Source organism: Franconibacter helveticus LMG 23732 (assembly GCF_000463115.2).
GTDB lineage: Bacteria > Pseudomonadota > Gammaproteobacteria > Enterobacterales > Enterobacteriaceae > Franconibacter > Franconibacter helveticus.
Window position 1 is genome coordinate 284,859 of sequence record NZ_AWFX01000045.1, and the last position, 12,486, is coordinate 297,344.

Here is a 12,486-nt window from a genome sequence, read left to right on the forward strand (position 1 = left end):
TTCATTTGAAAGATATCCCTGTTTTATTCGTTTGCCGGGCGCTATATTAACCTTGTCGCAACAAACCTATAACCTCTTCCCGCTAACTGATGGAGTGACCGCGATGGCCCTGCAAATCAACGATCTTCCTGCCGCTATTCGTGAAATTAAACAGAAGCTGCGCCGCGAATTACCCAATTACAAAGACTTGTTCAACGAACTGGAAGCAGACATGCAGCGCCAGATCCAGGCGATCCGCGAAGAGCTGGATCGCGGGGAAAGCCCGGTCCCGCAGATCCAGGCCGATGATATTTTGCATAACCGCATCAGCGACCAGCAAAAAGCGCTGATCCGCGAGCGCGGCTGTTGCGTGATTAAGGGCGTGTTCCCGGAAAGCCAGGCGCGCGGCTGGAACCAGGAAATCGGCGATTACCTGGAGCGCAATAATTTTGTCGAAAAACTGAAAAATGCGGCAGAAGACAACTATTTCGGCACCCTTGCCGACAGTAAGCCGCAAATTTACGGCATTTACTGGTCGAAACCGCAGGTGGAAGCGCGCCAGCATGAGCGCATGAAAGCCGCACAGGTGTTTCTCAATAATCTCTGGCAGACCGAAAGCCATGGCAAACAGCATTTTGACCCTGACCGCGTGGTCTCTTATGCCGACCGCACCCGCCGCCGGCCGCCGCGCTCCTCTTCGCTCGGGCTGTCGCCGCATGTGGATGGCGGCTCGGTAGAGCGCTGGCTGGATGAAAACTTCCGCCATGTTTACCGCCATGTTTTTAGCGGCGACTGGCGTCGTTACAACCCGTTTGAAGCGCAAGGGCGCACCGAAGCGCGGGAAATTCCGTCTCCGGCGGTCTGTTCTATGTTCCGCACTTTTCAGGGCTGGACAGCGTTAAGCGAACAGCGCAAGCACGGCGGCACGCTGACGCTGCTGCCCATCGCCAACGCCATGGCGTATATTCTGCTGCGCGCTATTCAGGACGACGTGCCGGAAGATTCGCTGTGCGAGGCGAAGCCTGGCCGCGCTTTATCCATTAACGAACAGTGGCATCCCCTTTTACTGACCGGGATTTCCTCAATTCCTGATATGGAGCCTGGCGACACGGTATTCTGGCACTGCGACGTGATCCATGCGGTGGAAAATGAGCATCAGGGCGAGTTCGACAGCAATGTCATGTATATCGCTGCCGCGCCATGGTGTGAGAAAAACGCCGCCTACCTTAAACGCCAGTGGGCTGCGTTTGTGGAAGGGAAATCCCCTCCCGATTTCGCCGCCGACGATTTTGAAGTGGATTTCATCGGCCGCGCTACCGAAGCCGATCTCACTCCGGCGGGGCGTGAGCAGTTAAAAGGCGAGTAAGGCAACAGGCCTGGCGGCTGGTCATCTGCCGCCAGGTTTTCTATTATGGCTTTTCTCCCTGATGACAACCCGAGTATTCCGTGCACGAAATTTTCGACATGCTGCTGGCGGTGTTTGACCGCGCGGCATTAATGCTTATCTGCCTTTTCTTTCTGATCCGCATCCGGCTGTTTCGCGAGCTGCTGCATAAAAGCGCCCACAGCGCCAAAGAGTTGCTGGCGGTGACCGCTATTTTCTCTATGTTCGCGCTGTTCAGCACCTGGTCCGGCGTGCCGGTGGAAGGCTCGCTGGTTAACGTGCGCATTATCGCGGTGATGTCCGGCGGCATTCTGTTCGGCCCCTGGGTGGGCGTTATTACCGGCGTTATCGCAGGCGTTCACCGCTATTTGATTGATACTGGCGGCATTACCGCGATCCCCTGCTTTATCACCAGCATTGTGGCAGGCTGTCTTTCCGGCTGGATCCACCAGCGGGTGCCGAAAGCGCAGCACTGGCGCATCGGGATCCTCGCCGGTATGGCGTGCGAAACGCTGACCATGATCCTGGTGGTGATCTGGGCGCCGACGCTGCCGCTTGGGCTTGATATCGTGTCGAAAATTGGCGTGCCGATGATCCTTGGCACGGTATCGATTGGTTTTATCGTGCTGCTGGTAAGAAGCGTCGAAGGTGAAAAAGAGGCCAGCGCCGCGCGCCAGGCGAAGCTTGCGCTGGACATCGCCAACAAAACGCTGCCGCTTTTTCGTCATGTAAACAGTGAATCGCTGCGCCAGGTATGCGCGATTATTTGTCGCGACATTAAAGCCGACGCCGTCGCCATTACCAATAATGAAAGAGTGCTGGCCTATGTGGGCGTGGGGGAACATAACTACCAGAATAATAATGACGAGCTTAGCCCTACCACCCTACAGGCGATCCGCTACGGAAAAATAATCATTAAAAACAATGATGAAGCGCATCGCACGCCGGAAATTCACTCGATGCTGGTTATTCCGCTGTGGGAGAAAGGCGTGGTGACCGGCACGCTGAAAATCTATTACTGCCATGCGCACCAGATAACCTCTTCCCTTCAGGAGATGGCTATCGGGCTGTCGCAGATTATCTCGACGCAGCTCGAAGTTTCCCGCACGGAACAGCTGCGCGAAATGGCGAATAAAGCGGAACTGCGGGCGCTGCAAAGCAAAATCAACCCGCACTTTTTATTTAACGCCCTGAATGCGATCTCTTCTTCCATTCGCCTGAACCCGGACACCGCCCGCCAGCTGATTTTCAATCTTTCTCGCTACCTGCGCTACAACATTGAACTGAAAGATGATGAGCAAATCGACATTAAGCGGGAGCTTTACCAGATCAAAGACTATATCGCCATTGAGCAGGCGCGCTTCGGCGACAAGCTGACGGTTATCTATGACATTGACGAAGAAGTGAACTGCGTAGTGCCGAGCCTGCTTATTCAGCCGCTGGTGGAAAATGCTATCGTTCATGGTATTCAGCCGCGCAAAGGCAAAGGCGTGGTGACCATTAGCGTGACGGAAAGCGGCAACCGCGTGCGTATTGCGGTGCGCGATACGGGCCACGGCATTGATCAGAAGGTTATCGACCGCGTGGAAGCCAACGAGATGCCCGGCAATAAGATAGGCCTGCTGAACGTTCATCACCGCGTAAAACTGCTCTACGGCGAAGGGCTGAGCATCCGCCGCCTCGACCCGGGCACTGAAATCGCTTTTTATGTTCCTAACCAGCCGCGGGCGTTAACTGCTTCCGCCGCGCTGCTGTCGTAACGGTGAGCCTGATGAAAGTCATCATTGTTGAAGATGAAGTGCTGGCGCAGCAGGAGCTGAGCTGGTTGATTAAAGAACACAGCGAAATGGAGATTGTCGGAACTTTCGACGATGGGCTGGACGTGCTGAAGTTTTTGCAACACAACAGCGTGGACGCCATTTTTCTGGATATCAACATTCCTTCGCTGGACGGCGTATTGCTGGCGCAGAATATCAGCAAGTTCGCTCACAAGCCGTTTATCGTTTTTATTACCGCCTGGAAAGAGCACGCGGTGGAAGCGTTTGAACTGGAGGCCTTTGATTACATCCTCAAGCCGTATCAGGAATCGCGCATCATCAGCATGCTGCAAAAGCTGGAGGCGGCGTTTGCGCAGCAGACGAGCCCGCACGCCTCAGGCCCGGTGAACCGTGAAAACGCCACGATCAATCTGATAAAAGACGAGCGCATCATCGTTACCGATATTAACGATATTTATTATGCCGAAGCGCATGAAAAGATGACGTTTGTTTATACCCGCCGCGAAGCTTATGTCATGCCGGTAAACATTACCGAGTTTTGCAGCCGTCTGCCGGAGGCGCACTTTTTCCGCTGTCACCGCTCCTATTGCGTGAATCTCAATAAAATTCGCGAGATCGAGCCCTGGTTTAACAACACCTATATTTTGCGCCTGCGGGATCTCGATTTTCAGGTGCCGGTAAGCCGCAGCAAAGTAAAAGAGTTTCGCCAGCTAATGCGGCTGTAAAAAAGGCGCCTCGCGGCGCCTGGAATCAGAGGATTTGCCCCAGCGTCTGGCGCAGGTGCGCGCCTGCGCCCAGCAGGCCTGGCTGATCGTGAACGATGAGATAAACCGGAATATCCTGTACGTAAGCTTTGAAACGGCCTTTGTCTTCAAAACCACCGCGAAAACCGGAAGCGGTAAAGAAGTCCAGGAATCGCGGCACAATGCCGCCTGCAATATAAACGCCGCCAAAGGTGCCCAGCGTCAGCGCCAGGTTGCCGCCAAAGCGGCCCATAATCACACAGAACAGCGAAAGCGCGCGGCGGCAGTCGGTGCAGCTGTCTTCCAGCGCCCGCTCGGTGATGTCTTTCGGCTTCAGGTTTTCCGGCAGACGGCCGTCTGCTTTAACAATAGCGCGGTAAAGATTCACAAGACCCGGGCCGGAAAGCACACGCTCGGCAGAAACATGCCCGACTTCGGCGCGCAGCTGTTCAAGAATAATAGCTTCCTCTTCGCTGTTCGGCGCGAAATCCACATGGCCGCCCTCGCCCGGCAGGCTCACCCAGCGACGGTCGACATGCACCAGATGCGCCACGCCAAGACCGGTGCCCGCTCCATAAACGGCAATCGGTTTGCCAGGCTGCGCGGCGGCGCCGCCGAACTGGATCAGCTCTTCTTGTTTGAGCATCGGAATAGCCATCGACACGGCGGTAAAATCGTTAATGATTTCCAGATGCGCAAAACCCAGGTTCTTTTTCATCTCCGCAATAGAGAAAGCCCAGATATGGTTAGTCATCGCCACCCAGTCGCCGGTTATCGGGCAGGCGATAGCGATGCAGCCGTCGGTCACAGTGACGTTATGTTCATCCAGATAAACACGCACCACCGCTTCAAGGCTCGGATAATCCAGCCCGGAATAGGTTTTTGCACGCAGAATTTCGCCGCTGTCTACATCGCATAGCGCTAAGCGTGCGTTGGTGCCGCCGACGTCCCCCACCAAAGCATATTTTGTCATTCTTTCACTGCTCCGCTAAATTCAGAATTGGTCCCTGGCACACTGTAATTTCCTGACGCCAGAACAACAATGACCATAGCATATGTGCCCCAGGTTTATTGATAACTGTCACAGATTACCTTTACCGTTTCAGCACGTAATGTCATGCGATTATGACACAGCGGCTGACGCGGTCTGAATAAGACAACGGTGCAATACGTTAAGGAAAATATCATGCTCCATCCGCGAGCCCGAACCATGCTGCTGCTCTCTTTTCCCGCGTTGTTAATCGGCGTGGGATCAAGCCTGATATTACTCTGCGTGATGAAAGTCGCCGCAGCGCTGCAAACGCTGTTATGGCAGTCTCTGCCCTCGCGGCTTGGCGTGGCGCTGGATTCCCCGTGGTGGATTTTGCTGATGCTCACGCTAACCGGCGTGGCGGTAGGGCTGGTGATTCGCTATCTGCCCGGGCATGCCGGCCCGGATCCAGCGCGGGAGCCGCTTATCGGCGCGCCGGTTTCGCCGCTCGCGCTGCCGGGGTTGATTATCGCGCTGGTGCTGGGGCTTGCAGGCGGCGTGAGCCTTGGGCCGGAACACCCGATTATGGCGCTGAATATCGCGCTGGCCGTCGCGATCGGCGCCCGGGTATTGCCTCGCGTTAACGCGCTGGACTGGACGATACTTGCCGCCGCGGGCACCATCGGCGCGTTGTTTGGCACGCCGGTCGCCGCCGCGCTTATCTTTTCGCAAACCCTCAACAGCAGCAACGACGCGCCGCTGTGGGATAAGCTTTTCGCGCCGCTGATGGCCGCTGCCGCAGGCGGCATCACCACCAGCCTGTTCATCCACCCTCACTTTGCGCTGCCTGTCGCGCCCTACGGACAGATGCGGCTGGTGGATATTTTAAGCGGCGCCGTCGTCGCGGCCATCGCCATCGCGCTTGGCATGGTAGCCGTATGGTGTTTGCCTCGCCTGCACAGGCTGCTGCACCGGTTAAGGCACCCGGTGCTTACCCTGGGCGCAGGCGGCTTTTGCCTGGGGGTGCTCGGCATTATCGGCGGACATATCACGCTGTTTAAAGGGCTGGATGAGATGCAGCAGCTCGCTTTCAGCCAGACTTACAGCGTGGCGGACTATTTGCGCTTTACCCTCGTAAAACTGGCGGCGCTGGTGATAGCCGCCGCCTGCGGCTTTCGCGGCGGGCGTATTTTTCCGGCCGTGTTTGTCGCCGTCTCGCTCGGCTTAATGCTTCATGCGCATGTGGAAGCGGTGCCGGCGGCCATTACGCTCTCCTGCGCGGTGCTGGGTATGGTGCTGGTTGTCACCCGGGACGGCTGGCTCAGCCTCTTTATGGCGGCGGCCATCGTGCCGGATCTTAACCTTCTGCCGCTGCTGTGCATCGTTATGCTGCCCGCCTGGCTGCTGCTGGCGGGCAAACCGCTGATGATGGCCTCCCGGGATGATAGCTAAGCGGAATTGCGCGCCTCCAGCGCCGCGCTGACGGCGCCGAGCAGCGCAGGCAGGCTCTCTTTCGGCAGCATCACTTCCACAAGGCTAAGCTGCGCTGGCTGCGCCAGGCGTTCAAGCACTTCACGGAGTTGTACGGTCTCGCTGACGCGCCAGCTTTTCGCCTGGCGCGTTATGTCCAGCGCATGCGCCAGCGCCGTCCAGTCCCAGCGGGCGATATCGTTGTAACGCTGCTGCGCGCCGTGAATGGCGCGCTCCACTGTGTAGCCATCGTTATTAAGAATAATAACCACCGGCTTTTGTCCGTCTCGCAGCATCGACCCAAGCTCCTGAACAGAGAGCTGTGCCGCCCCGTCGCCAGTAATCAACACCACGCGCCGGTTAGGCGAGGCAGTTTGCGCGCCAAAGGCCGCAGGCAGCGCATAGCCTATCGAGCCCCAGAGCGGCTGAACAAGAAACGTCACGCCTGCGGGCAGTTGTAACGCCGCCGCGCCAAAAGCCGCCGTCCCCTGATCCACGACCACGATATCCCCGGGGCGCAAAAAAGCCTGCATTTCGCGCCAGAAGGCGTTTTGATCCAGGCCGCCTTCGCCCTGCGCCAGCGGCGGCGGCACGAGTTCAGGCTGCGGCCAGCGCTGCACATGCCGCTTACAAACCTGATGCAGGATCTCAACCGCTTGCGCCACAGGCAGAGGGCTGAACCAGCGTTCGCCAACCCGCGCCGCCTGGGGTTGAACGTCGATAGTCTGGCTGTGGGAAAGATGCTGGGTAAAACCAGCGGTAATGGTGTCTGAAAACTGCACCCCCACGCAGATAACTAAATCTGCCTCTTCTATGGCTTCACGAACCGTCGCGGCGCTTGCCGCCCCGCTGTACGTTCCCACAAATCCTGGCTGGCTTTCATCCAGTAATCCTTTGCCCATCAGCAGCGAAGCGTGCGGCAGCGGCGTATCATCCAGCCACTGTTGCAGCGCTTTTTGTTGCCCGAAGCGGTGCGCTAAAAAATCGGCGAGTAATGCGGGTCGCTGGCTTTTCGCCACGCTTTCACTTACTGCTTCGGTAAAAGCGGCTATTACGTTTTCATCGCCAGGTACGGGGCTATTTGTGAGAGCGTTTACAGGCGCAGTGGCAGCTATTTTTGCCACATCGGCCGGTAATAGCAGGTAAGCAGGCTTGCGTGTTTTGAGCATTTCACCGATAACCCGGTCGATTTCGGCGCAGGCATTTTCCGCCGTTAATACCGCCTGCGCGACCGTTGCTTCCCGGGCGATACGCAAAAAATGGGCAAAATCGCCGTCGCCCAGCGTGTGGTGCAGACATTCGCCTTTTTGCTGTGCGCTGCGACAGGGCGCGCCGACAATATGCAAAACCGGCACATATTCCGCGAAGCTCCCCGCGATGCCGTTAAGCGCGCTGAGTTCCCCCACGCCAAACGTAGTGAGGATTGCGCCAGCGCCTTTGCAGCGGGCATAGCCGTCGGCGGCATAGGCGGCATTAAGCTCATTGGCGCACCCTACCCATTTCACTGCTGCATGACTGATGACGTTATCAAGAAATTGCAGGTTGTAGTCGCCCGGCACGCCAAACAGATGTGAAATGCCGCACCCTGCCAGCCTGTCCAGAAGATAATCCGCAACGCTGTAATGAGAAGGCATAATTGCCATCCTTTTAATAAGGGCCTGATTTGAGTATCGAAGAAGTGTGATCGCTGTCCAGGAGGCGGCAGTTTTTCCGTCTGGAAAGCAAGCTTTACGCCGCGCCCGGGTGTAGGCTGAGAGACGCTCGTTTTTGTGTAACCGTATACACTTATTGCAGACTATCTTCTCAGAGGCATTCTTTATGGTTTATCAGGCAGATCCGGCTCGTTACCAGGCCATGGAATACCGCCGCTGCGGCCGCAGCGGGTTAAAACTTCCGGCGGTTTCGCTTGGACTTTGGCACAACTTCGGCGACGCTACGCTTATCGAAACCAGCCGCCAGCTACTGCGCCGCGCTTTTGATTCAGGCATTACCCATTTCGACCTTGCGAATAACTACGGGCCGCCTCCCGGTTCAGCGGAAAGCAATTTTGGCCGCATCTTGCGGGAAGACTTTCTGCCTTATCGCGATGAATTAATCATCTCTTCAAAAGCAGGCTATACCATGTGGGACGGCCCCTACGGCGACTGGGGTTCGCGCAAGTATCTGATTTCCAGTCTTGATCAGAGCCTGAAACGCATGGGCCTTGAATATGTAGACATCTTTTATCACCATCGCCCTGATCCCGACACGCCGCTTGAAGAGACCATGCGCGCGCTTGATCATCTGGTTCGCCAGGGTAAAGCGCTCTATGTGGGCCTTTCTAACTACCCGGCGGCGCTGGCAGCGCAGGCCATTGATATTCTTAACGACCTCGGCACCCCTTGCCTTATTCATCAGCCTAAATACTCTCTGTTTGAGCGCTGGGTAGAGGCGGAATTGCTGGATGTGCTGAAGGAAAAAGGGGTGGGCAGTATCGCCTTTTCACCGCTGGCAGGGGGGCAACTGACGGATCGCTACCTGAACGGCATCCCGGCGGACTCCCGCGCGGCGAGCGGCAGCCGTTTCCTTAACCCCGACCAGCTCACTGCGCAGAAGCTTGAAAAAGTGCGTAAGCTGAACGCGCTGGCGGAACGTCGCGGGCAGAAGCTGTCGCAAATGGCGCTCGCCTGGGTGCTGCGTGACGAGAAAGTGACATCGGTGCTGATTGGCGCCAGCAAGACCAGCCAGATTGACGATGCCGTCGGCATGCTGGCTAATCGCCAGTTCACGCAGGAGGAACGGCAGGAAATCGAAGACATTCTTAGCCATCCGCAAGCCTGAAACATTTAGCAAAAAGTGCTGTGCCGCAGGAATTAGGAGTTAAAGCGATAAAGGAGTTCTTTACCTGTCCGTAATATTCTCGTAACAGGCCTTTGTGGCCCCGATCGTGAAGGAGAAGAGTATGTTCAGGTCCCTGATTCTTGCGGCAGTATTGCTTGCTGGTACGCCGCTGGTCGCCAGCGCTGGCGAAATCACCCTGTTGCCATCGATAAAATTACAAATTGGCGATCGTGACAATTACGGTAACTACTGGGACGGCGGCCGCTGGCGCGACCGTGATTACTGGCATCGTCACTATGAACGACGCGAAGGACGCTGGTGGCGCCATGATAACGGCTGGCACCGCGGCTGGGATAAAAAGCGCGGCTGGGATAACCGCCGGGCTTATGAGCGTGGTTATCGCGCCGGTTGGGAAGACCGCGATGACCGTCGCGGCTGGGGGCATAAAGGCCGCCACCACCATCACTAACTGAAAAAAGCAGGCGCAAAGCCTGCTTTTTTTTGCCTACGCGACTTACAGCCCCAGCGCCGTTCCCACCAGCAGCCAGATATTCAACGCCACCACTACGGTGACAATCGCCCAGCCAATACGCTTAACAAGCGTAGTATTGACCAGTTCGCCCATCAGTTTTGGGTTGCTGGTAAAAATAAGCAGCGGGATAAGCGCCAGCGCGATGCCAAAACTCAGCAGCACCTGGCTCATCACCAGGATTCGGGTAGGATCCAGCCCCATCAGAATGACGATAAAAGAAGGCGCCATTGTAATAGAGCGGCGCAGCCACAGCGGAATGTGAAAACGCACGAATCCCTGCATGACCACTTGTCCCGCCAGCGTTCCCACGACCGTTGAAGAGAGCCCCGCCGCCACCAGGCTTAAGCCAAAAATCGTCGCCGCCGCGTGGCTTAGTAACGGCTCAAGGGTCAGATAAGCCTGATCGAGATCCGCAACGCCGCTGTGACCATTAAAGTGAAAAGCCGCAGCCGCCGTCGCCATCATCGCCAGGTTAACAAAACCGGCGATGGTCATGGCGATAGCAACGTCCCATTTCGTGGCGGAATAACGCTCTTTGCGAGAGCCGTCATGAAGGTTCTGCGTTAACGAAGAGTGCAGATAAATAACGTGCGGCATAATGGTCGCGCCCAGTACGCCAGCCGCCAGGAAAACAGCCTCCGAGGTGGGCAAGCCTGGAATAATCATCCCTTTCGCCAACGCAGCCACTTTCGGCTGAGAGAAAAAGAGCTCGACGATATAAGCTGCGGCAACGAAAAGCAGCAGGCCGCCAATGACTTTTTCCAGCGGTTTTTGCCCGTGACGCTGCAACATCAGAATTAAGAACGTGGCGATACCCGTTAAAATCGCGCCCTGCAACAGGGAAACGCCAAGCAGGAGTTTAAAGCCGATGGCGGCGCCAATAAATTCCGCCAGATCGGTCGCCATGGCGATGATTTCCGCCTGTATCCAGTAAAACCAGACGACCGGACGCGGATAATGATCGCGAATGTGTTCCGCCAGATTTTTCCCGGTGGCGATACCCAGTTTTGCGGAAAGAACCTGGATAACCATCGCCATCAGGTTAGCCCAGACGACAACCCACAGCAGCTTATAACCGAAGCTGGCGCCGGCCTGGATGTTGGTAGCGAAGTTGCCAGGATCGATATAGCCGATGGCCGCAATGAAAGCAGGCCCCATCAGCGCGAGCCTTAACTTACGCGCTGTACGCCCACTGCTATTCTCAACGCGACTGTTGCTCATGCTTTGCCTCTAAATATAGCCTTTGCTATGTTTCATGCTATCAAAATGAGAATGATTATCAAGTTCATTAAGGAAAGGTAAACGTGATTTCTCTGATAGCTGAAAACGATGCAAGGCGGGGTCTATGGCTCTGGTCGCTGCGACAAACGCTAACGGACCGATTGTGATAAAAGTGTAGCAGTATGACGTAACTTTTCACTTCCTTACTTAACATATCAGAATTGTATGATGGATCACTTTTTTTGCGTTCCGTCACAGGACCTTACTATAGTGTGCGTTTACTCTCGTTTTCTAAATGTTTGTTGCATAGAATGTGCACGGAAATTAAACCTGCCTCATATTCGGAGCAAACATGTCCCGCGTTCTGCATTTTATTCTGGCGCTAGCCGTTGTTGCGCTGCTTGCCTTGCTGGTTAGCCATGACCGCAAGAAAATTCGTCTGCCTTATATTGGTCTGTTACTGGTAATAGAAGTTTTGCTGGCCTGGTTCTTTCTTAACTCAAATATTGGCCTGGGCTTTGTTAAAGGCTTTGCCGATATGTTTGAAAAACTGCTCGGCTTCGCCAATGAAGGTACTAACTTCGTCTTTGGCAAAATGAACGATGAAGGTCTGGCATTCTTCTTCCTGAAAGTGCTCTGCCCTATCGTTTTCATCTCTGCGTTGATCGGTATTCTGCAACATATCCGCGTACTGCCGATTATTATTCGCGCTATCGGTACCGTGCTTTCTAAAGTTAACGGTATGGGCAAGCTCGAATCCTTCAACGCGGTAAGCTCGCTGATTCTGGGACAATCAGAAAACTTTATCGCCTATAAGGATATTCTTGGCAAGATGTCGCGCAACCGCATGTACACCATGGCCGCTACTGCGATGTCCACCGTGTCTATGTCGATTGTCGGCGCCTACATGACCATGCTGAAACCGCAATACGTGGTAGCAGCGTTGATCCTGAATATGTTCAGCACCTTTATCGTGCTCTCCATCATCAACCCGTACCGTGTTGAGAATGAAGAAGATCTGCAAATGTCTAATTTGCATGAAGGCCAGAGCTTCTTCGAAATGTTGGGTGAGTACATCCTGGCAGGTTTTAAAGTCGCTATTATCGTAGCCGCGATGCTGATTGGCTTTATCGCGCTTATCTCTGGTCTTAACGCGCTGTTCGCCGCTGTGCTGGGCATCTCTTTCCAGGGCATTCTGGGTTACATCTTCTACCCGGTAGCCTGGGTAATGGGCGTGCCGGCAAGTGAAGCGTTGCAGGTAGGCAGCATCATGGCGACGAAACTGGTTTCCAACGAATTTGTTGCGATGATGGATCTGCAAAAACTGGCGGGCCAGATTTCTCCGCGCGCCGAAGGCATCCTCTCCGTGTTCCTGGTCTCTTTCGCTAACTTCTCCTCCATCGGCATTATCGCAGGGGCGATTAAAGGGCTGAACGAAGAACAGGGCAACGTGGTTTCCCGTTTTGGCCTGAAGCTGGTTTACGGCTCAACGCTGGTAAGCGTACTTTCCGCTTCTATCGCCGCACTGGTGTTGTAACGGTTTAAACGCTGAAGAAAGCAAAACCGGGGCTCAGGCCCCGGTTTTTTTA

10 protein-coding genes are annotated in these 12,486 nt (G+C 55.3%); 7 read left to right on the top strand and 3 right to left on the bottom strand.

The genetic code is table 11. From position 1 onward, the window contains the following. Window positions 1–103 precede the first annotated feature (103 nt). From DW56_RS13755 to DW56_RS13765, 3 genes are all read left to right on the top strand, one after another. Entirely contained in the window at window positions 104–1,345 is a 1,242-nt protein-coding gene (locus DW56_RS13755) for a DUF1479 domain-containing protein (protein WP_024552758.1), read from the top strand. Between the two features lie 80 nt (window positions 1,346–1,425). Beyond that, entirely contained in the window at window positions 1,426–3,123 is a 1,698-nt protein-coding gene (locus tag DW56_RS13760; protein WP_035890037.1) for a sensor histidine kinase, read from the top strand. 11 nt (window positions 3,124–3,134) lie between these two features. Beyond that, complete coding sequence (locus DW56_RS13765; protein ID WP_024552760.1) at window positions 3,135–3,866, top strand: LytR/AlgR family response regulator transcription factor; 732 nt, start codon at window positions 3,135–3,137, stop codon at window positions 3,864–3,866. A gap of 25 nt (window positions 3,867–3,891) precedes the next feature. Here the strand turns inward: DW56_RS13765 and glk are convergent, their stop codons facing one another. Then, on the bottom strand, window positions 3,892–4,857 hold the full coding sequence (gene glk / locus DW56_RS13770; protein WP_024561957.1) for a glucokinase: 966 nt from the start codon (window positions 4,855–4,857) through the stop codon (window positions 3,892–3,894). A 213-nt stretch (window positions 4,858–5,070) separates the two neighbouring features. Between glk and DW56_RS13775 the strand changes: the two genes are divergently transcribed. Further along, on the top strand, window positions 5,071–6,306 hold the full coding sequence (locus DW56_RS13775) for an ion channel protein (RefSeq protein ID WP_024554896.1): 1,236 nt from the start codon (window positions 5,071–5,073) through the stop codon (window positions 6,304–6,306). On the opposite strand, the gene DW56_RS13780 is transcribed toward DW56_RS13775, so the two are convergent. Next, window positions 6,303–7,958, bottom strand: a complete 1,656-nt coding sequence (locus tag DW56_RS13780; RefSeq protein WP_024554895.1) for an alpha-keto acid decarboxylase family protein — start codon at window positions 7,956–7,958, stop codon at window positions 6,303–6,305. The two genes, DW56_RS13775 and DW56_RS13780, sit on opposite strands and share 4 nt — an antisense overlap. A gap of 184 nt (window positions 7,959–8,142) precedes the next feature. Between DW56_RS13780 and mgrA the strand changes: the two genes are divergently transcribed. Together mgrA and DW56_RS13790 are read left to right on the top strand one after the other, a co-directional pair. Continuing rightward, entirely contained in the window at window positions 8,143–9,144 is a 1,002-nt protein-coding gene (mgrA, locus tag DW56_RS13785) for an L-glyceraldehyde 3-phosphate reductase (RefSeq protein WP_024561958.1), read from the top strand. Between the two features lie 121 nt (window positions 9,145–9,265). Further along, the gene (locus tag DW56_RS13790; protein WP_024554872.1) at window positions 9,266–9,613 is read left to right on the top strand and encodes a DUF2502 domain-containing protein; all 348 of its coding nucleotides are present in this window, start codon (window positions 9,266–9,268) and stop codon (window positions 9,611–9,613) included. Window positions 9,614–9,658: 45 nt separating this feature from the next. Here the strand turns inward: DW56_RS13790 and DW56_RS13795 are convergent, their stop codons facing one another. Next, window positions 9,659–10,897, bottom strand: coding sequence for an Nramp family divalent metal transporter (locus DW56_RS13795; protein WP_035890039.1), 1,239 nt, complete (start codon window positions 10,895–10,897; stop codon window positions 9,659–9,661). A 352-nt stretch (window positions 10,898–11,249) separates the two neighbouring features. Here DW56_RS13795 and DW56_RS13800 point away from each other — a divergent pair, with 352 nt between their 5' ends. Next, entirely contained in the window at window positions 11,250–12,434 is a 1,185-nt protein-coding gene (locus DW56_RS13800; protein ID WP_024554874.1) for a NupC/NupG family nucleoside CNT transporter, read from the top strand. Window positions 12,435–12,486: the final 52 nt, after the last annotated feature.

Bases quoted from the DNA above. Each gene is read 5' to 3' on its own strand.
- DW56_RS13800 (WP_024554874.1), top strand. From the start codon at position 11,250: ATGTCCCGCGTTCTGCATTTTATTCTGGCGCTAGCCGTTGTTGCGCTG.
- mgrA (WP_024561958.1), top strand. From the start codon at position 8,143: ATGGTTTATCAGGCAGATCCGGCTCGTTACCAGGCCATGGAATACCGC.
- DW56_RS13780 (WP_024554895.1), bottom strand. From the start codon at position 7,958: ATGCCTTCTCATTACAGCGTTGCGGATTATCTTCTGGACAGGCTGGCA.
- DW56_RS13755 (WP_024552758.1), top strand. From the start codon at position 104: ATGGCCCTGCAAATCAACGATCTTCCTGCCGCTATTCGTGAAATTAAA.
- DW56_RS13795 (WP_035890039.1), bottom strand. From the start codon at position 10,897: ATGAGCAACAGTCGCGTTGAGAATAGCAGTGGGCGTACAGCGCGTAAG.
- DW56_RS13765 (WP_024552760.1), top strand. From the start codon at position 3,135: ATGAAAGTCATCATTGTTGAAGATGAAGTGCTGGCGCAGCAGGAGCTG.
- DW56_RS13775 (WP_024554896.1), top strand. From the start codon at position 5,071: ATGCTCCATCCGCGAGCCCGAACCATGCTGCTGCTCTCTTTTCCCGCG.
- glk (WP_024561957.1), bottom strand. From the start codon at position 4,857: ATGACAAAATATGCTTTGGTGGGGGACGTCGGCGGCACCAACGCACGC.
- DW56_RS13790 (WP_024554872.1), top strand. From the start codon at position 9,266: ATGTTCAGGTCCCTGATTCTTGCGGCAGTATTGCTTGCTGGTACGCCG.